This is a genomic window from Ottowia sp., assembly GCF_016703145.1.
In the GTDB taxonomy this organism is placed as follows: domain Bacteria; phylum Pseudomonadota; class Gammaproteobacteria; order Burkholderiales; family Burkholderiaceae_C; genus Ottowia.
In genome coordinates this window covers 648658-667631 of record NZ_JADJCO010000002.1, presented here as the reverse complement: position 1 = coordinate 667631, position 18974 = coordinate 648658, and the positions used below count along the sequence as shown (strand labels likewise).

21 protein-coding genes are annotated in these 18974 nt (G+C 68.2%); 8 read left to right on the top strand and 13 right to left on the bottom strand.

Annotation, left to right across the window (positions count from 1 at the left end; translation table 11 throughout):
* Positions 1-95: 95 nt before the first annotated feature.
* Positions 96-827, bottom strand: coding sequence for an ATP-binding cassette domain-containing protein (locus IPG65_RS03410; protein ID WP_293187866.1), 732 nt, complete (start codon positions 825-827; stop codon positions 96-98).
* Positions 828-860: 33 nt separating this feature from the next.
* Between IPG65_RS03410 and IPG65_RS03405 the strand changes: the two genes are divergently transcribed.
* A complete protein-coding gene (locus IPG65_RS03405) occupies positions 861-1469 on the top strand; it encodes an arylesterase (protein WP_293187949.1) in 609 nt (202 codons plus the stop codon).
* Positions 1466-2524, top strand: a complete 1059-nt coding sequence (mnmH, locus tag IPG65_RS03400) for a tRNA 2-selenouridine(34) synthase MnmH (protein ID WP_293187865.1) — start codon at positions 1466-1468, stop codon at positions 2522-2524. The genes IPG65_RS03405 and mnmH overlap by 4 nt, the downstream gene beginning before the upstream one ends.
* Here mnmH and IPG65_RS03395 read toward each other — a convergent pair.
* The gene (locus IPG65_RS03395; RefSeq protein WP_293187864.1) at positions 2521-3450 is read right to left on the bottom strand and encodes a LysR family transcriptional regulator; all 930 of its coding nucleotides are present in this window, start codon (positions 3448-3450) and stop codon (positions 2521-2523) included. The genes mnmH and IPG65_RS03395 overlap by 4 nt on opposite strands.
* 111 nt (positions 3451-3561) lie before the next feature.
* Between IPG65_RS03395 and IPG65_RS03390 the strand changes: the two genes are divergently transcribed.
* The 6 genes from IPG65_RS03390 (at position 3562) to IPG65_RS03365 (ending at position 9860) form a co-directional block, all read left to right on the top strand.
* The gene (locus IPG65_RS03390; RefSeq protein ID WP_293187863.1) at positions 3562-4605 is read left to right on the top strand and encodes an LLM class flavin-dependent oxidoreductase; all 1044 of its coding nucleotides are present in this window, start codon (positions 3562-3564) and stop codon (positions 4603-4605) included.
* A gap of 10 nt (positions 4606-4615) precedes the next feature.
* On the top strand, positions 4616-5656 hold the full coding sequence (locus tag IPG65_RS03385) for a flavin reductase family protein (RefSeq protein ID WP_293187862.1): 1041 nt from the start codon (positions 4616-4618) through the stop codon (positions 5654-5656).
* Between the two features lie 29 nt (positions 5657-5685).
* The gene (locus IPG65_RS03380; protein ID WP_293187861.1) at positions 5686-6099 is read left to right on the top strand and encodes a GFA family protein; all 414 of its coding nucleotides are present in this window, start codon (positions 5686-5688) and stop codon (positions 6097-6099) included.
* A 123-nt stretch (positions 6100-6222) separates the two neighbouring features.
* A complete protein-coding gene (locus IPG65_RS03375; RefSeq protein ID WP_293187860.1) occupies positions 6223-7215 on the top strand; it encodes a tripartite tricarboxylate transporter substrate binding protein in 993 nt (330 codons plus the stop codon).
* Positions 7216-7284: 69 nt separating this feature from the next.
* Positions 7285-8724 carry an aldehyde dehydrogenase gene (locus IPG65_RS03370; protein WP_293187859.1) on the top strand — a complete coding sequence of 480 codons (1440 nt, stop codon included), beginning with the start codon at positions 7285-7287 and terminating at the stop codon, positions 8722-8724.
* A 128-nt stretch (positions 8725-8852) separates the two neighbouring features.
* Positions 8853-9860, top strand: coding sequence for a putative sulfate exporter family transporter (locus tag IPG65_RS03365; RefSeq protein ID WP_293187858.1), 1008 nt, complete (start codon positions 8853-8855; stop codon positions 9858-9860).
* Positions 9861-9977: 117 nt separating this feature from the next.
* Here IPG65_RS03365 and IPG65_RS03360 read toward each other — a convergent pair whose 3' ends face one another.
* From IPG65_RS03360 to IPG65_RS03310, 11 genes are all read right to left on the bottom strand, one after another.
* Positions 9978-10106 carry a hypothetical protein gene (locus IPG65_RS03360; protein ID WP_293187857.1) on the bottom strand — a complete coding sequence of 43 codons (129 nt, stop codon included), beginning with the start codon at positions 10104-10106 and terminating at the stop codon, positions 9978-9980.
* A 240-nt stretch (positions 10107-10346) separates the two neighbouring features.
* Positions 10347-11018, bottom strand: a complete 672-nt coding sequence (locus tag IPG65_RS03355) for an IS630 family transposase (RefSeq protein ID WP_293187856.1) — start codon at positions 11016-11018, stop codon at positions 10347-10349.
* A complete protein-coding gene (locus tag IPG65_RS03350) occupies positions 11018-11461 on the bottom strand; it encodes a helix-turn-helix domain-containing protein (RefSeq protein ID WP_293187855.1) in 444 nt (147 codons plus the stop codon). The genes IPG65_RS03355 and IPG65_RS03350 overlap by 1 nt, the downstream gene beginning before the upstream one ends.
* Positions 11462-11532: 71 nt before the next feature.
* Positions 11533-12459, bottom strand: coding sequence for an alpha/beta fold hydrolase (locus IPG65_RS03345; RefSeq protein WP_293187854.1), 927 nt, complete (start codon positions 12457-12459; stop codon positions 11533-11535).
* 94 nt (positions 12460-12553) lie between these two features.
* On the bottom strand, positions 12554-12754 hold the full coding sequence (locus tag IPG65_RS03340) for a hypothetical protein (protein ID WP_293187853.1): 201 nt from the start codon (positions 12752-12754) through the stop codon (positions 12554-12556).
* A 21-nt stretch (positions 12755-12775) separates the two neighbouring features.
* On the bottom strand, positions 12776-13528 hold the full coding sequence (locus IPG65_RS03335) for a DUF2189 domain-containing protein (protein WP_293187948.1): 753 nt from the start codon (positions 13526-13528) through the stop codon (positions 12776-12778).
* Between the two features lie 180 nt (positions 13529-13708).
* Positions 13709-14746 (bottom strand): metal-dependent hydrolase, encoded by a 1038-nt coding sequence (locus IPG65_RS03330; protein WP_293187852.1) that lies wholly within the window; start codon positions 14744-14746, stop codon positions 13709-13711.
* Between the two features lie 100 nt (positions 14747-14846).
* Positions 14847-16061: a PLP-dependent transferase gene (locus tag IPG65_RS03325; RefSeq protein WP_293187851.1), complete on the bottom strand. Its 1215-nt coding sequence runs from the start codon at positions 16059-16061 to the stop codon at positions 14847-14849.
* Positions 16062-16087: 26 nt separating this feature from the next.
* Positions 16088-17044, bottom strand: a complete 957-nt coding sequence (locus IPG65_RS03320; protein WP_293187850.1) for a ketopantoate reductase family protein — start codon at positions 17042-17044, stop codon at positions 16088-16090.
* Positions 17032-17556, bottom strand: coding sequence for a phosphoribosyltransferase (locus IPG65_RS03315; protein ID WP_293187849.1), 525 nt, complete (start codon positions 17554-17556; stop codon positions 17032-17034). Before IPG65_RS03315 ends, IPG65_RS03320 begins: the two co-directional genes overlap by 13 nt.
* Before the next feature lie 81 nt (positions 17557-17637).
* The gene (locus IPG65_RS03310; protein ID WP_293187848.1) at positions 17638-18963 is read right to left on the bottom strand and encodes an adenylosuccinate synthase; all 1326 of its coding nucleotides are present in this window, start codon (positions 18961-18963) and stop codon (positions 17638-17640) included.
* Positions 18964-18974 lie beyond the last annotated feature (11 nt).

Sequence of the window (18974 nt, the reverse complement as noted above, 5' to 3'; positions counted from 1 at the left end):
CCGGCCAGCGGGGGGGCTGCGCACAAGCCGCCGCCTGATTGCTATGTTTTATGTAGCAACAAAGCCATGATGCACATGGGAAAATGACATAAATCTCAAGAAAATTCGGCCATGGCACCGTCCTGCACGATCCTGCCCGCCTCCACCGTCAGCCTCCGCTGGCACAGCGCGGCGATGGCGGGGTCGTGCGTGACCAGCACCAGCGTGGTGCCCTGCTCGCGGTTCAGGTCGAACATCAGCGCCATCACCTTCTCACCGGTGGCGAAGTCCAGGCTGCCGGTGGGCTCGTCTGCCAGCAGCACCGCCGGGCGCACGACGAAGGCGCGCGCCAGCGCCACGCGCTGCTGCTCGCCGCCGGACAGCAGGCGCGGGTAGTGGCCCAGGCGCTGGCTCAGGCCCACGCGCGCCAGCATCTCGGTGGCGGCGCGGCGCGCGTCCCGACGGCCGGCCAGCTCCAGCGGCAGCATCACGTTCTCCAGGGCGGTGAGGTTGCCCATGAGCTGGAAACTCTGGAACACGAAGCCGACCTGGCGCGCCCGCAGCCGCGCGCGCTCGTCCTCGTCCACGGCGAACAGGTCGTCGCCGCCCAGCCGCACCGTGCCGCGCGTGGGCGTGTCCAGCCCGGCGATGATCGACAGCAACGTGCTCTTGCCCGAACCCGAGGCGCCGACGATGGCCACTGTCTCGCGCGCGGCGAGGCTGAAGTGGACATCGCGCAAAATATCCAGCGTGCCGGAGGAGTCGGTGACCGACTTGGACACGTGCTCCACCGCGATGACGGGGGAGCGAGAAGCGTCGGGCCGAGGGCCGAGCGTTGCATCTGTCATGAAAAGGCCATCCGTTTGAACCGACGACACTTTATCCGCTGCACCCTGGCCGCGGCGCCGCTGGGCGCCCGCGCCGCCGCCGAGCCGCCCGTGGTCCTGGTGCTGGGCGATTCGCTCAGCGCCGAATACGGCATCGCGCGCGGCGCCGGCTGGGTGGCGCTGCTGGACCGCAAGCTCTCCGCCGAGAAGATCGCCGCCAGGGTGGTCAACGCCAGCATTTCGGGCGACACCACCTCGGGCGGGCGCGCGCGTCTGCCCGCGCTCCTGCGGACGCATCGCCCCGCCGTGGTGGTGATCGCGCTCGGCGGCAACGACGCGCTGCGCGGCCTGCCGCTGGACATGACGCAGGCCAACCTGGCGGCCATGGCGCAGGCCGCGGGTCAGGCCGGCGCCAAGGTGCTGCTGGCCGGCATGCAGGTGCCGCCCAACTACGGCGGGGACTACGGGCGGCGCTTCGCCGCCGTGTTCCCCAAGGTGGCGCGGGCGCAGCAGGCGGCCCTGGTGCCCTTCCTGCTGAAGGGCGTGGCCGACCGGCCCGACGCGGCGGCGCTGTTCCAGGCCGACCGCATCCACCCCACGGCCGAGGCGCACCCCGCCATCCTGGCCAACGTCTGGCCAGAACTGCGAAAACTGCTGAGATGAGCCTGCACCCGATTCCCGCCGCCGACGCCCTGGCGCGTCTGCACGAGTTCAGCGCCGTCATCGACGCGCGCAGCGAGAGCGAGTACGCGCTCGACCGCCTGCCCGGCGCCGTCAACTGGCCCAGCCTGCACGACGAGGAGCGCGTGCGCGTGGGCACGCTGTACCGGCAGGTCAATCCGTTCGAGGCGCGCAAGCTGGGCGCCGCGCTGGTGGCGCGCAACATCGCCGCCCACATCGAGCGCGAGGCCATGGACAAGCCCAAGCATTGGCAGCCCCTGCTGTACTGCTGGCGCGGCGGGCAGCGCAGCGGCGCGCTGGCGCTGGTGCTGGGACAGATCGGCTTTCGCGCGCACCTGATCGAGGGCGGCTACAAGGCCTTCCGCAACGCCATGCGGGCCGATTTGCCGGACCAGGCCCAGCGCCTGGGCTACCGCGTGGTCTGCGGCCCCACCGGCTCGGGCAAGACGCGCCTCTTGCACGCGCTGGCGCGCGCCGGCGCCCAGGTGCTGGACCTGGAGGCGCTGGCCAGCCACCGCGCCTCGGTGCTGGGGCTGATCCCGGGGCAGCCGCAGCCGTCGCAGAAGCACTTCGAGATGCGCGTGTGGGAGGCGCTGCGCGCGCTCGACCCGGCGCGGCCGGTGTTCGTCGAAGCCGAGAGCAAGAAGATCGGCAACGTCGCCCTGCCCGACGCGCTGGTCGAGGCCATGCGCGCCAGCCCCTGCCTGCGGGTGGACCTGCCGGAGGACGAGCGCGTGGCGCTGTTGCTGGAGGACTACCCGTTCTTCGTCAGCGACCCGGATTTCTTCTGCCGGCGGCTGGACACGCTGGCGGCGCTGCGCGGGCGCGCCGTCGTCGACGCGTGGAAGACCCAGGTGGCCGCCGGGCAAACCGAAGCCGTGGTGCGCGAGCTGCTCGAGAAGCACTACGACCCCGGCTACGCCGCGTCCACGCGCCGCCACTTCGCGCAGTTCGACCAGGCCGTGCCGGTGCTGCTGGCCGACCGCTCCGACGCCACCTTGGCGCGCGCCAGCAGGGACATCCTGGCGCGGAGCTAGATCCGGGCGCCCTGCTTCGGCGCCGCTACCTGCCGGATCCGATCCAGCAGCCAGGCCAGGGCAGGGTCGAACTCGAAGCGTGCGTGCCATGCATGGAAGAGTGTGAACGGCGGGAGGTCGACGGGCGGCTGATGCACGCTGAGGTCGAACAGTTCGGCGAATCGGTTGCCAATCTGGTCCGGGACATTACAGATGTATCCGGTTTTTTCTGCGATCGCCGGCATGGCCAGAAAGGTCTGGACGATGGCACCCACGTGGCGCTTGTGCCCCTGTGCGGCCAACGCCTGATCAACGATGCTGCCGACATTGTTGCGCAGTTGGAACACAACGTGCGGCCGTTGAAGATAGAGCGTCAGCGGAAATTTCCTGCGCCGCAGTTCTTCACGCTTCCAGATGAGCGTGACGAGTTTCACTTGGCTCAGCGGCTTGCTGCGAACACTCATGCCCATGAGCGGCTGCCCGCCAATGACGACGTCGATATCGCCGGACTCCAGCAGGTCGGAAACTGAACCGGGCTCCGGCACCGGAACGATGCGGATCACGACGCCGGGCGCTTCCTTGCTGACCGTCTCCACCAGGGCCGGCAGAAGCCAGAACTCGACCAGATCGTGTGCGGCAATGCGGAACTCGCGATGCGCTTCGGCGGGCTCGAAGGGCGGCGCATCCTCCAGCGCCTGCTCGATATGCGTCAGTGCTTTGCGCACCGGGTTGATCAGTTCGGTGGCACGCGCCGTCGGCACCAAGCCCTGACGGCCCGGCACGAACAGGGCATCGTCCAATCGCTCGCGCAGCCGCTTGAGGGCATGGCTCACCGCAGGCTGCGTCAGCGCCAACCGGTCGCTGCGGCTCACGCTGCGCGTGTCCCACAGGATCACGAACACCGACAGCAGGTTGAGGTCGAGTGACCTGATATTAAATCGGCTCATAGGGTTGATTCCAACACTTCATTATCTTTATACGACAAGCCGCCCTAAATTTGATGTCGATCAACGGCCAACACGGAGACATCACATATGGCGACTCAGCATCCCCTCTCAATGGGGTGGTTCATTCCCACCATCGGCGACACCAGCGCCTTCAGCGACCCTGAAAAGGCCATCCCGCAGTCGCTGGCGCACTTCGAGCGCGTCGCGCTGGCGGCCGAGAACGCCGGCTTCGACTACGTACTGGTGCCGGTGTCCCCGTTTTGTTGGGACGCCTGGATCACCGCCTCGTTCATCGCCGCACGCACCACGAAGCTGAAGGCGCTGCTCGCGATCAAGCCCGGCTTCATCCACCCAGTGGCGCAGGCCAAGATGGTCGCGAGCTTCGACCAGATGTCGGGCGGGCGCATTTACGTCAACCTGATCGCCGGGTTGAGCGAGAAGGACGCCTACGCCGAGGGCCAGGTCATGTCCAAGGAGGGCCGCTACGAGCAGCTCGAAGAAGAAGTCGTGCTGCTCAAGCGCCTCTGGACCGAAGAGAAGGTCGAGCACGAGGGCAAGTACTACCAGGTCCACGGTCCGACGATCATCCCCAAGTGCGTGCAGCAGCCGCATCCGCCGTTCTTCCTGGGCGGTGGTTCCGAGCAGGCGGCGGAAATCTCGGCCAAGCATTCGGCGATCCACCTCTTCTGGGGCGACTACCCCGAGCGCATTGGCGAGCAGATCAAGGAGTTGCGCGCGCGTGCCGCCAAGTACGGCCGTGCCGACGAGCTTCGCTTCGCGATGCGGCTGCAGATCATCTGCCGCGAGACCGAGGACGAGGCATGGGCCTTTGCTGACCAGTTGATCGCCGGCGCCGACGAGGGCTGGAAGGATCAGGTCAAGACCATGATGGCCGAGTCGGTGGCTAGTCAGCGCCAGAAGGAGCTGTCCAAGACGGTGGGCCGCAAGCTGACGCCGCATCTGTGGACCGGCATCACCGAGGTGCGCGCCGGTGCCGGGGTCGCCGTCGTCGGCAACCCGAAGCAGGTTGCCGCGCAACTGCAGGAATTCATCGACGTTGGCTGCTCGGGCTTCTGTCTCTCGGGCTATCCGCACCACGAGGAAGCGGAACGCTTCGGCCGCCTCGTGATGCCGCTGCTTCAAAACCGTGCCTGAGGAGGAAGACATGACCCACTCTTCGAACGTCGATGCCAAGCAGTTCCGCCAGGCCCTGGGCTCGTTCACCACCGGCGTCACGGTGGTCACCACGCGTGGCACGGAAGGCGAGGATGTCGGCCTGACGGCCAACAGCTTCAATTCGGTGTCGCTCGATCCGCCGATGGTGCTGTGGAGCCTGGACCGCAAGTCGTCGAGCGCTGCCGCATTCATGGCTGCCGAGCATTTCGCGGTTCACATCCTGGCGTCGGACCAGGAGCACGTCTCGAACCAGTTCGCCAAGCGCGGCGTTGATCGTTTCGCCGGGCTCGCCGTCGAACGCGGCCATGGCGAGGTGCCGCTGCTCGACGGTTGTTCGGCGCGATTCGAGTGCCGCACATCGTACCGCCATGACGGCGGCGACCACGTGATCTTCGTCGGCGAGGTGGTGTCGTTCGACAGCTTCGGCCGCGCACCGCTGGTTTTCCATGGCGGCAACTACGGGCTGCTGATGAAGAAGAAGACCGCAGACGTCGAGGACGCGAGCTCCAGCTTCGGCGACGACTGGCTCGGCTTCCTGCTCGGCCGCGCCTACTACCAGATGCTGATGCCGTTGCGTGCCAAGGTGGAACGGCAAGGGCTCGGCGACGTTCACTACAACCTTCTGTCGGCCTTGAGCATGGGCGACGACCGCAGCGTGGCGGAGTTGAGCCGCCTGGTCGAGATCACCGGCCACCGCGTCACCGACGAGCACTTCGAGGCCCTCGCTACGTGCGAGCTGATCGTCGTCGAAGACGGCGAGCGGGTCCGCTTCACCGAGGCCGGCCGTCGCTACGCGATCGAGCTGATGGCGGCCGGCAAGGCCGCCGAGGGAGACGCCGAGCGCGAGCTCGACTACAACGAAGCGCGCCTGCTCAAGCTGCTGCTCAAGCGCGTGATTCGGGCCACCGGGCAGACCTTGCCGGACCAATGGCGCAAGGAGAACTTCTGGCGCGAGAACAACGTATGGGGCCAGGCTGCGGCTGCGCCGAACGCGGCGGCCTCACCCTCGCCTGAATCGCCTCGCTCATGACGCGTCACGAAAACAAACAGGAGACAAACATGCATGAAGTCAAAGGTGGATGCTTGTGCGGCAGCATCCGTTACGAAAGCGCCGATCATCCCGCCTTGATCGCAGCGTGCCACTGCACGCACTGCCAGAAGCAATCCGGCGGTGCTTTCTCAGTCAATCTGGTCATGCCCTTGGCTGGCGTCAAGCTGACAGGCTCGACGCTGGCGACCTTCAACGACGTGGGCGGCAGCGGTATGCCAGTGAAACGTCATTTCTGCAGCAGCTGCGGCTCGCCGATCTTCAGCGAGCTGGATGCGATGCCGGGCGTCGCCGCAGTCAAGGCGGGCACCCTCGACGATCCGGCCTGGGCCAGCCCGCAAGTGAACCTGTGGTGCCAGTCGGCTCTGCCCTGGGTTCCGATGGCTGAGGGGAGTGCGCAGTTCGACCAGAACCCGCCCGCCTAGACACCCCGTCCGCCTAGACATCCCCGCCTGGTGATCGGCTCAGCCGAGCCGTGGCATCGCCATGCCCGTGGGCGGCCAGGCAGGTCGCGCCCGCCCACGTCCCTCTTTGACCCCAAGAACCAAATGACCGGAGACATTGAAATGAAACTCTTGAATTTTTTGCGCGCTGCGGTGCTGGCCGTGAGTGGCTGTGCCTTGAGCGCCGGAGCCCAAACATTTCCGGGCAAGACGGTGTCCCTGGCCGTTCCCTACCCCCCGGGAGGCTCGGGTGACTACATGGCTCGCTTGATACAGCCTGGTTATCAAAAGCAACTGGGTCAGACCGTGATCGTCGAAAACGTCAGCGGTGCCAGCGGTGCCCTGGCCGCGCAGAAGGTGTTGACGGCGCCGCCGGATGGCCACACTCAGTTGCTGGGCACGCCGATGGACCTGATGCTGGGGCCGCTGGCGCTCTCCGCCGTCAAGCACAAGCCCGAGGACTTTCGCCTGGCGGGCATGATCTCCACGGGTTCCCTGGTGCTGCTGATTCCCGGCGGCATTCCCGCCCACAACATCGACGAGTTCATCGCATGGGCCAAAGGGCGCAAAAGCATTTCCTATGGATCCACGGGGCATGGGTCGCTGTTCCATCTGGTGGGCGAGAAATTCGCATCGGTCACAGGCCTTCAGATGGTCAACGTCCCGTACAAGGGTGGCAGCCAGTTCTTCGCGGACATCGTTGGCGGGCAGGTCGACATGGCCTTCTGGACGCTGTCCGGCCCGGTGCTTGGTTTGGTGAAGCAAGGACGTTTGCGTGCCATCGGAATCACTGCACGCGAGGCGCACCCGGATCTTCCTGACGTCCTTCCGATGCACAAGCACGCGTTGCTGAAGGATTTCACGTTCGACCTGTGGATGGGCGCCCTGGTGACGAAATCAACGCCTGAGCCCATCGTGGCGGCGATCCATCGGGCGATGGCCGAAGTCGTTCAACTGCCCAACGTGAAGAAAGGCATTGTCGAGACCGGCGCGCAGACCGTCAAACCCATGAACCAGGCCCAACTCGACAAGTTCTACGCTGATGAAAACGACCGCTACCGCGAACTGGCGCGGTCGATCAACCTGCAGCGGCAATGACGCCGTGACGCACGCGGCGCAATCCGCGCGTGCCCATCTTTCTCGCAACCAGCCACCACGGAGACATTCATGACCATCGAACACAACGCATTCTTCATCGGAGGCGACTGGGTATCGCCCTCGTCGTCGAAACGCTTCACCCTCATCAACGCCAGCACCGAAGAGGCCATTGGCAGCGTGCCCGAAGGGGTCGAGGCTGACATTGATCGCGCCGTCGCGGCGGCACGCAAAGCCTTCGACGGCTCCGGCTGGTCCGACATCGCCCCGGCGGAGCGGGCGGCAGCGATGCTCCGCTTTGCCGACGCGATCGAGAAGCGCAGCGCGACGCTGGCGCAAACCGTCACGCTGCAAAACGGCATGCCCATCGCGCTGAGTCAGGCGTTCGAGGGTGGATTCGCGGTCGGCATGCTGCGTTACTACGCGGACCTTGCCAACTCCCTGCCGGTCGAGGACCAGCGGCCGTCGCAGCTGGGCAAGGAAACGCGGGTCAGGCGCAGCCCCATCGGCGTGGTCGGCGCGATCGTGCCGTGGAACTACCCGGTCGTGCTGGCGATGAGCAAGATCGCGCCAGCGCTCGCCGCCGGCTGCACGCTGGTGATGAAGCCTTCGCCGAACACGGTGCTCGACAGCTATATCCTGGCCGAAGCCGCACTGGAAGCGGGGCTTCCTCCCGGGGTCATCAACTGGGTGGCCGCCGATCGCACGGCCGGTGCGCATCTGGTTGCCCATCCAGATGTGGACAAGGTCAGCTTCACCGGGTCGACCGCCGCAGGCCGCGCCATCGGCCGCGTGTGCGGCGAGTTGCTCAGGCCCGTGTCGCTGGAACTCGGCGGCAAGTCGGCGGCCATCGTGCTTGACGACGTGGACCTCGGCGCCATCATGCCGAGCCTGCAATTCGTCAACTTCATGAACCAGGGCCAGACCTGCGTCACCTGCAGCCGCCTGCTCGCGCCGCAAAGCCGCTACAAGGAGGTGGTGGAGGCAGTGGCAGCGATGGCATCGTCGATGAAGGTCGGCAACCCGCTGGAGGCCAGCACCGAGATCGGGCCGATGGCGACGGCCGAGCACCGCAGCAAGGTCGAAGGCTACATCGCCAAGGGCAAGGCAGAGGCGACACTGGTTGCCGGCGGCGGCCGGCCCAAGGGGCTTGAGCGTGGCTGGTTCGTCGAGCCCACTGTGTTTGCCGACATGAGCAACTCGGCGACGATTGCACGGGAAGAGATCTTCGGCCCGGTGTTGTCGGTGATCCCGTACAAGGATGACGCCGATGCGGTGCGCATGGCCAACGACTCGATCTACGGCCTGGGAGGCTCGGTCTTCAGCGCGGACCCCGAGCGAGCCATGGCGGTCGCGCGGCGGGTTCATACCGGCACGATCGGCATCAACGGCTATCCGGTCGCCATCGGCTCGCCATTCGGCGGTGTCAAGGCCAGTGGCATCGGCCGCGAGTTCGGCCCCGAAGCGATGCAGGGCTATCAGCAACTGAAGTCGATCTACGTCGCCGGCTGACATCGGCCAAGGTGTCCCAGACGCGGATTTCCACCGTGGCGCTTCTGCGCCACGGTGGCACGCGTCACCGGGAGCTGGCAACCAGCAAAGGGCGGCCGTGCGCCGCAGCCACCAGAACGACCATCACGATGACTCTCCATTCCTTCGGCCTCCGCGCGGCGGCCTGCCAAGCCCGGCTGCCGGGACTGCTGACCGCGGTCACGCTCGCACTGGCAGCGAGCTTCATTGCCGAGCATCACGGCGGCCCGGCACTGTTGTATGCGCTGCTTTTCGGGATGGTGTTCAACTTCGCCGCAGAGGGTCCCAAGGTCAAGGAGGGCCTGGAATTTACCGCGCGCCACGTGCTGCGCCTGGGCATCGCACTACTGGGGGCGCGCATCACGCTGGACCAGATTGTCAGTCTCGGGCCCTGGCCGGTTGCGCTGGTGCTCGGCGCAATGGCGTTGACCATGGCGCTCGGCGCCTGGTTCGGACGCCGCCTCGGACACACCGGCGCCGAAGGGCTGCTCGCCGGTGGTGCCGTCGCCATTTGCGGCGCGTCCGCGGCGCTCGCGTTGTCGGCGGTCCTGCCTCGCTCGGCTTCGTCGCAGCGCTTCACGTTGCTCACCGTCGTCGGCGTCACCACGCTGTCGACCATCGCCATGGTCGTCTACCCGCTGCTGGGCAAAGCGATCGGACTCGACACCCGTGCGATGGGCACCTTCCTCGGCGGCACGATCCACGACGTGGCGCAGGTCGTCGCATCGGGCTACATGGTGTCCGCTCAGGTTGGAGATGTGGCGACCGTCGTCAAACTGATGCGCGTGTCCATGTTGGTGCCAGTCGTGCTGCTGATGTCCATGATCTATCGCGGCACCGGGACAGACCCGAGCTCGCGACCACCTCTTCTGCCAGGGTTCCTGGTCGTGTTCGTCGTCTTGGCAATTTGCAACAGCCTCGGATGGATTCCTGTGGCCGCCGGTCACGCAGCGGGTGAACTGTCGCGCTGGTGCCTCATCGTTGCGATCGCCGCACTGGGCGTGAAGACTTCGTTCAAGCAACTGGCCGAGCTCGGCTGGCGCCCCGTATGGCTGTTGGTCATCGAAACGACCCTGCTCGCGGCCATCGTGCTCGGGGGCATGCTGGCAGTCGGCTGAACGGGCTCGATGATACAAAGCGTCGTTGGCAGGCTCCCTCCATGCCAGCGTCAAACGTGCATGTTCTCGGGTTGCGTTCCATCTGGAGCGGAGTCAGAGCATCTGGTCCGGCGCCAGTCACAGCGCCAGGCAGCCTTCGCGCAGGCTGCGCGCGATCAGTTCGGTGGCCCGCGCCGACAATTGACGGCTGCGGATTAGCAGCGCGACTTCGGTGTTCTGCAACTGCGAGCGCAGGTCCAGATTCATGAAGCAGACCACCAGCAGCCAGCTATGTAAGTGGGCTAAAGGAACTTCACCCTCAGCCTCTCGCAGACCCGGACGTGAGCCTCCCGCTCATCCGGCTCCGATCATCCAATCTTGTCCATCATGCGCCAATGCTCGAACATTCCGGGGTACGCGCGCTCTATCCTGCAAAGCCACTCGACACTGCTTGGCTTGTAACCCTACAGGAATTCGTGTTTGCGCCGCATCCAGCGTTCTAGTACATCAACACGCAAATTTCGGAACGAAATGCGTAGCGAGTTTCTGATCCGCATCCTGTCGAGTGAACCGCCATTCGATGGTTCGTCGCTGGTCGTTGCGCGCCTGCTGCCAAGCATCAACCTCGGATCGCAGCAGGTCGCGGTTGGGGATTCGCCGGTCCAGGCATTGACGACTCAAGATGCCGATCTCGATCTCCGCCATGTTCAGCCAACTCGCGTGCTTGGGTGTGTGGTGGAACTGCACGCGACGCAAGAGCCTTGCGGCCGCGCGCCGGCCCAGCACATCGTCGAAGCACTTTCTGAAGTGAGTGTTCAGGTTGTCCAGCACCAGATGAACACGGCGTGCCTGGGCGTATGCGCCGGTGAGAAGCTCGCCGATGAAGGCCACGAAGTCAACCTTGCCCCGGTGCGCGGTGACCGAGACGATGCGCTGGCCGGCCTTGGGTTCCACGGCCACGAACAGATTGGTGGTGCCGTGGCGCTTGTACTCGTAGTCCTGTTTGAGCGGGCTGTGCGAGGCCATGGGCAGCGCCTCGCGACCGTGACCGAGGAGTTGCAAGCTCTTCTCGTCGATGCAGATCACGGGTTCGGCCTTGGACACCGGCCGCGCATACAGCTCGAGCAGGTTGTACATGCGCGCGCGGTACTCCTCGGTCAACGCCCCGATGCACCACATCAGTCGGCGCCAGGGCTTGAGGTCGTTTTTTTGAGCATGCGTCGCACGGTTTCCCGACTCACCGTGCCCAGACCGGGCTCCTGGCGGGCAGCACGTTCGAGTTCGACCATCGTCCAGCGCTGCCGGCCCTTGGGAGGCGCCGAGCAGGCCAGTGCCGTCACCCGCGCTTGGGCGTCGGTGTCATACCGCGGAGGTCGACCCGAGCGCGCCACGTCGAACACCGCCAGGTCGACCCCACCTTGCAGATACGCCGCGCGGGTGCGCCACACGGCGGTGCGACCGATGCCCAGCACGGCCATGATCCGGGCCTCCGGGATGCCCCGATCCAGGCATGACAGCACATGAGCGCGATTGACCTCCCGCGAAGAATGAACACCCTTGCTGCGAATTTCCTCGATGACCGAGCGATCCTCCTCGCTCAAGTGCAGTTCGGTCTGGCGCATGACAACTCCTTCGTGAGCCAAGTGGCAACGAATGGAGTCTATTCATGTTTCGTTAATTACGTGTCAATGTACTAGTTCACTCCCTCGCCTTCCTGCAAACGCTGCCGCAGCGCCAGGCAGAAGCGCCTGACGCGCTCGTCGAAAGCCAGTTGCACGTGCGCCACGTCGGTCAGGGACTGTTCGGCGCTGTGCGGCAGCGTCGCCACCGGCCAGGGAAAGACGATGTTGTCGCAGGCGCTCCACCAGCAGGTGAAGGGCACCTCGGCGGGCGCGCCCGCCAGTTGCCGCAGCCAATCGCTGTCCTGGCGCATCTCGTGCCCCGGCAGGCTCCGCGAAAAGCGCGCCAGCCAGGTGCCGCGGTGCGGCGTGCCCAAGGTCACCACGTGGGCCGCCAGCGCACGCCGCTCCTGCGGTGCCAGTTGACGCAGCCAGGCACGCGCCGCCAAGCCGCCCATGCTGTGGGCCACGATCAGCGGCGGCCGCCCCGTGGCCTGCGCCATGCGGCGCGCGCAGGCGTCCAGGCTGGGCACCATGGCATCGATGGACGCGCCCTGCGCCGGCTCCAGCGTCATGGCCGCGCAGGCGATGCCCTGCGCCTTGAGCGCGCGCAGCCACGGCGCCCAGAACCCGCGGTTGCAGAAGTACCCATGCACCAGCACCACGCCGACCTGTCCGCCGCCGTGCCCGGCCTGCGGCCAGCCGTCGGGCTCGGCCTGCTCGCGAAACGGCACGCGCCAGCCGAACACGCGCAGCATCAGCCAGCCTTCGGCCCGCCAGGCGGCCACCGCCACGCGCCAGGGCGGCATGGGCGCCCCGGCCGCGCGGGCGACGCGGCGCATCAGCGCCATCTGCAGGCCCAATTGCAGGCCCGGCGCGATCAGCCCGAGCGCCAGGCCCGCCGCCGCCACGGCCGGCGAGCGCGGCCACCAGAACCCCAGCCAAGCCAGCGCCGACGCCAGCGCGCCCAGCACCACCCATTGCAAGATACGTGCGTTCACGAAATCAGGCTCCCTTCATGGCTTTCAGGTTCATGCCAGGCCGTGGCATCGTCCGCATGCCGCCGCGCAGGTCAATGACGTGCATGGGCCAGAGTCAGTCGCCGTCGCCGCTGCCGCCCGCGCTGCCCGCATCGCCGCCGGCGGCATCGGGGGCGTCGCCGTCCTGCTCGGGCGCGTCATCCCCGTGCACGGGGTCCGTCTTGCGCGCGGCTTTGGCCTGCGCCTTTTCTGCCTTCTTGCGCTTCTTCTCCAGTTCGCGCTGGCGCTTCTCGTAGCCGTAGTTGGGGGTGGCCAAGGGGATGTTCTCCGGTTCGTTTCAGTCGGCGGGGGTGCCGGCGGGTTCCTGCCAGCGCACGGCGCCGCGGTAGGCGTGCCAGGTGGCATGCCCCAGGACGGGCCCGGCGATCACCAGGCCCGCGCCCCAGGGCAGCAGGGCCAGCACGATCAGCAGCGTGATCAGCAGGCCCCACCACAGCATGGTAACGGGGTTGGCGGCCACCACGCGGATGCTGGTGATGGCGGCCGAGATGGCGTCGGTGTCGCGGTCCAGGATCATCGGGATCGACACCACGGCGGTCGAGTACACCAACAGCGCGAAGATGCCGCCGACCATCAGGTAGACCAGCACGAATTCCAGGTTGTCGGGGTTGAAAATGGCCTGCAGCACGCCCGTGGTGGAAGGCATGCCGGTGTTGAAGAACACGGCGAACACCACCAGCGACGCGCGGCCCCACAGCAGTTCCAGCACGATCAGCACCAGCACGAGCATGCTCATGCTGCGCAAGTGCCGGTCCCAGCAGGTGAGCGAGGCCGCCAGTTCGGGCGCCACGCCCTGCTCGCGCCGGCGGCTGACCTCGTACAGGCCCATGGCCATGAACGGCCCCACCAGCAGGCAGCCCGAGGCGATGGACATCACGTACTCGGGCTGGCGGCTGAACACCAGCGCCAGCACCGCCGCCATGGCCCAGAAGCACAAGCCATAGAACAGGCCGATGCCCGGCGCGGCGCGGAAGTCCGCCCAGCCCGCGCGCAGCCAGCGCAGCGGATCGACCAGCCCCAGCGGCGCCATGACGGCCTGGGGCACGGTGGACGGCGGGGGCACGTAGGGCTGGTAGGCGCCCCCCGGCGGCGCAGGCGGGTCGGAAGGGGCGGCGGCGGGACGGTCGGACATCGTTGGGAGCGTGGCGGTGCGGGAAGCGGCTTGCGGCGCGCAGCATAGCCGCTGGGGGCGGCGGCGGCAACCGCCGGGCTAGGAGCCGACGGCCGGCTCGTGCCAGATGCGCCGCCAGATGGCGCGCCATGCGGGCGCCAGGCCGCCGGGCGACAGGATGCCGCCCTCCCCGGCTGGCACGGCCTGCGGGGCGATGGGCCGCCAGCGCCCGCCCGCGCGCGCGGCGACGGCGAAGTTGAAGGTGTAAGCCGGCTCCAGGCCCATGCGCAGGTCGCTCAGCACCAGGGCGTCGCCCCGCGCCTGCGCGCGCATGAACCCGTGGTTGAACCAATTCAGGCGCCGCACGGCGGGCGCGCCGGCCACCTCGGCCAGCGCCGCCGTGTCGGAGGCATGGTGGGTGAAGCGCATCGGCGCGCGGTCCACCAGCACCGAGCGGTCGCCGACGACGTAGCCGTCGGGCGTCATCGCCACCACGCGCCACAGCAGGGTGTTGAAAGGCATCGGCACCGAGAAGCGCGGCGCCCCGGCCAGCCCCAGCGGCGCCAGCGCCGCGTCGGCGGCGCGCTCGACCATCGCCTTGGCCGCCACCGACCAGGCCAGGTAGCCGCACGACAGCGCCAGCCCCGCCAGCAGCGCGCCGCGGGCCAGCGGGCGCCGGGGCACGGCCCACGCGACGATGCAGGCCAGCAGCAGCCAGACGGTGTAGAGCGGGTCGATGATGAACACGCTGGACCCCATGGCCGGCCGCACGGGCAGCGGCCACCACAGCTGCGTGCCGTAGACGGTGAAGGCGTCCAGCATCGGATGGGTGATGAGCGCCAGGAAGATGGCCCAGAACCACGCGCGCGGCGCCTGCGCCACGCGAGCGCCCCGGCGGCGATGCCAGGCCCAGATCGCCCAGGCCGCGAAGGGCAGCACCAGCAGCGAGTGGGACGGGCCGCGGTGCCAGGTCATGCGCAGCACCGGATCGGCGGTGAGCAACGCGACCGGCAGGCCGTCCAGGTCGGGCAAGGTGCCCAGCGCGGCGCCGGCCAGTAGCGCGGCGCGGCGGTGCGGCGCGGGCACGCAGGCCGCCGCCACGGCCCCGCCCAGAACGATTTGCGACAGGGAGTCCATGCAGAGCCGTAGCAAACGCTGTTGATGAAAGAAAAGGCCGATTTCCCGCGTGGATCAAGCGCCAGCAGCTATTAAGAAATGAGCATCCAAATAGCCGCCGTCACACCGGCAGCGCCCGCGCCAGGGCCTGCGCCAGATCGGCCTGCAGGTCGGCCGGGGCCTCCAGCCCGATCGAGAAGCGCACCAGCGTGCCGCGCGCCAGGTGCGCTGGCCAGGCGGCGCGCATGGCGGCCAGGTCGTAGGGCACGGCCAGGCTGACGGGCCCGCCCCAGCTGTAGCCCAGCCGGAACAGGCGCAGCGCGTCGCAGAAGGCATCGACCTGGGCCGGCGCATGGCGCTCGTGCACCAGCACGCCGAACAGGCCAGCCGCCGCGCCGCCGCCGCGGTCGTCGGCCGCGCCGCACACCTGCCGCCAGTGCGCGTGGCCGGGCGCGCCAGGCAGCGCCGGGTGCAGCACCTGGGCGATCTGCGGCTGGGCCGCGCACCAATGCGCCAGCGCGCGGCCGGCCTGGTCCTGCGCGCGGTAGCGCAGCCCGATGCTGGGCAGCGCGCGCAGCACGGCCTCGGCGTCGTTGGCGCCCACGCCCAGGCCCAGGCGCATGTGCGTCAGCTTGATCCTGCGGTGCAGCGCCTCGTCGCGGGTGACCACGCTGCCCATCAGCACGTCGCCGCCGCCGCTGGGGTATTTGGTGAGCGCGTGCGCCGTGGCATCGACGCCCAGGCCCTGGCCGTCGAGGTCGAAAGCGTTGAAGGCCAGGCCCGCGCCCCAGGTGTTGTCGAGCACGCAGGCCACGCCGCGCGCGCGACACGCCCGCACCTGCGCGATCAGGTCGGGAAACTCCATGGTCACCGAACCGGCGGCCTCCAGCCACACCAGCCGGGTGCGCGGGCCGATGCGCGCGGCCAGGTCGGCCACGTCCATCGGGTCGTAGAACTGATGGGCGATGCCGAAGGCCGCCAGCTCGCCCTCGGCCAGCGCCTTGTTGGGGCCGTAGGCGTTGTCGGGGATCAGCACCTCGTCGCCCGTGCGCAACAGCGCCAGCGCCACGTGGGCGATGGCCGCCAGGCCGCTGGGCACCAGCACGCAGTGCAGGCCGCCCTCCAGGGTGGCGATGCGCTCCTCCAGCATGAAAGTGGTGGGCGTGCCGTGCAGGCCGTAGGTGTAGCCGCTCTTGTGCTTCCAGTCGCGCGCGCGCATGGCGGCGACGTTGGGGAAGATGACGGTGGAGGCCTTGAACACGCCCGGCTGCGGCGCTTCGAAGCCGGCGGGCGGCTGGTAGGGATGGTGGATGAGCTGGGTGATGGCGTCGGTCATGGGCCGATGGTAGGGCAGCGCCGGGCTCAGGCGCTCCGAGGCGCTTGAGCCGCCTCGGCCATGCACACCAGCACCAGCAGGGCGCGGTTGACGGGCGTGGCCACGCCCAGGGCCGCGCCGCGCCGCGCCGCGTAGCCGTTCAGGTGCTCGATCTCGGTCGGCTTGCCGCGGGCCAGGTCCTGCGCGGTGGACGAGCGCTGGTCCGGCATGGTCTGCGCGATGCCGCGCACGGCGGCGTGGATGTCGCCGGGGATGCGCACCCCGTCCGCCCGCGCCACGGCCAGGCACTCGGCCACCAGGTCGTCGATCACCTCGGTGGCGCCGCTTTGCCGCACCAGCCAGCCGTAGGGACGCTGCGCGAGGGCGGACAGCGCGTTGTAGGCGCAGTTGACGACCAGCTTGGCCCAGAGCGCGCCGCGCACGTCGCCGGACACCTGCGTGGCGATGCCGGCTTCACTGAACTCGCGGGCCAGGCGCTCGCCGAGGGGAGACGGCGCCACGATCAGCTCGCCGCGCCCGAAATGCCGCACGTGGCCGGGCCCGGCCATGGCCGTGGCCACGTAGACGACAGCGGCGGCCACGGGGTGGCCGGGGCCGAGCACGACGCGCACGCGCTCGTCGTTGTCCACGCCGTTCTGCAGCGTGAGAACCAGCGCGCCGGGCGCCAGGTGCGGCCCGATCTGCCGCACGGCGGCCTCGGTGTCGGTGGACTTGACGCACAGCAGCACCACGTCGGCGCCGCGCACGGCGCTGGCCTCGATGCTGGCGGCCAGCGGCACGTGACTGTCCTGCGCCGCCGTCTGCAGCCGCAGGCCGCGCGCGGCGATGGCCTCCACGTGGGCGGGCCGGCCGATGAGGGTGACGGCGTGCCCCGCCCGCGCCAGCAGGGCGCCGAAGTAACAGCCCACGGCGCCCGCGCCCATGACGGCCACGCGCAGGCGGGCGGAAGACGGGCTCAGGCCTTCAGGGCTCAGACTTTCCATTTGGCCAGCAGCTTGTCCGGCGTGAGGCTGTCGTAGCCCTCGAAGGGCTGGTGGATCCAGGGGTTGGTGGGCAGGTCCTCGACCGAATAGTCGGCCTGGAAGGTGGAGCAGCCCTTGGTCCAGATGACGGCGGTGCGCAGCTCGGCGATGGGCTGATAGCTGCGCCGCAGCAGATCGACCACGGCCTGCTGCGTCACGCCGGTGTCGGCCAGGTCGTCCACCAGCAGCACGCGGCCGGCGATCTGGCCCTTGGGCGTGGTGATGTAGTGGGCGATGTCCAGGTGGCCCTGCACCGTGCCATCCTCGGCGCGGTAGGAACTGGTGGACATGATGGCCAGCGGCACGTTGAAGATGCGGCTGAGGATGTCGCCCGGCCGCATGCCGCCGCGCGCCAGGCACAGGATGGTGTCGAACGCCCAACCCGACTGGTGCACCTTGATGGCCAGCTTCTCGATCAGGTTGTGGTACTCGTCGTAGCTCACGTACAGGTGCCTGCCGTCTTCGGTCAACATGGGTCGTTCACTCCTGATTTAATAGCTTTCATCGTAATGCGGACGCGGGCTAGTGGCTGATTTTTCTTGAAACCCGGCGCATCAGTCGGCCAGGTACGGGTGCCGCATCATGATGGTGTGGTCGCGATCCGGGCTGGTGGAGATCAGATCGATGGGCACGCCCGTCACCTGCTCGATGCGCTGCAGGTACAGGCGCGCGTTGATGGGCAGGCGGTCGAACTGCGTGACACCCACGGTGCTCTCGCTCCAGCCCTGCATGGTCTCGTAGATGGGCTGGCAGCGCTCGATCTCGTCGGCGCCCAGGGGCAGGATGTCGATGGTCTCGCCGTCCAGCTCGTAGCCGATGCACAGCTTCAGTTCCTCCAGGCCGTCCAGCACGTCCAGCTTGGTGATGCACAGGCCCGACAGGCCGTTGACCTGCGCCGAGCGCTTGAGCAGCGCGGCGTCGAACCAACCGCAGCGGCGGCTGCGCCCGGTGGTCACGCCCTTCTCGGCGCCGACGGTGGAGAGGTGGTGGCCGACGGTACCCGGCGTCTCCCAGTCCAGCTCGGTCGGGAACGGGCCGCCGCCCACGCGGGTGCAATAGGCCTTGGTGATGCCCAGGATGTAGTGCAACAGGCCCGGCCCCACGCCCGCGCCGGCGGCGGCGTTGCCGGCCACGCAGTTGCTCGACGTCACGTAGGGGTAGGTGCCGTGGTCCACGTCCAGCAGCGTGCCCTGGGCGCCCTCGAACAGCAGGTTGGCGCCGTTGCGGTGCGCCTCGTTCAGCTCGCGCGAGACGTCGGCGATCATGGGCCGGATGATCTGCGCATAGCGCATAGCGTCGTCGTACACCGGCTGGTAGTCGATCGCCTCGGCGCCCAGCACCTGCGTCAGCACGTGGTTGTGCAGCTCCAGCAGCACCTTCAGCTTCTCGGCGAAGCGCGCCGGGTGCTTCAGGTCTTGCACGCGCAGGGCGCGGCGGGCGATCTTGTCCTCGTAGGCCGGGCCGATGCCGCGGCCGGTGGTGCCGATCTTGGCGATGCCGCCTTTCTCGCGGTAGGCCTCGCGCGCGATGTCCAGCGCGGCGTGGAAGGGCAGGATCAGCGGGCAGGCCTCGCTGATGCGCAGGCGCTCGCGCACCTCCACGCCAGCCTTCTCCAGCCCCTCGATCTCTTCCAGCAGCTTGGGCACGGACAGCACCACGCCGTTGCCGATGTAGCACTTCACGCCGGGGCGCATGATGCCGCTGGGAATGAGGTGCAGGGCCGTCTTCACGCCGTTGATGACCAGCGTGTGGCCGGCGTTGTGGCCGCCCTGGAAGCGGACCACGCCCTGGGCGCTCTCCGTCAGCCAGTCCACCAGCTTGCCCTTGCCCTCGTCGCCCCACTGGGTGCCGACGACGACGACGTTGCGTCCAGTTGTCACGCTTTGGCTCC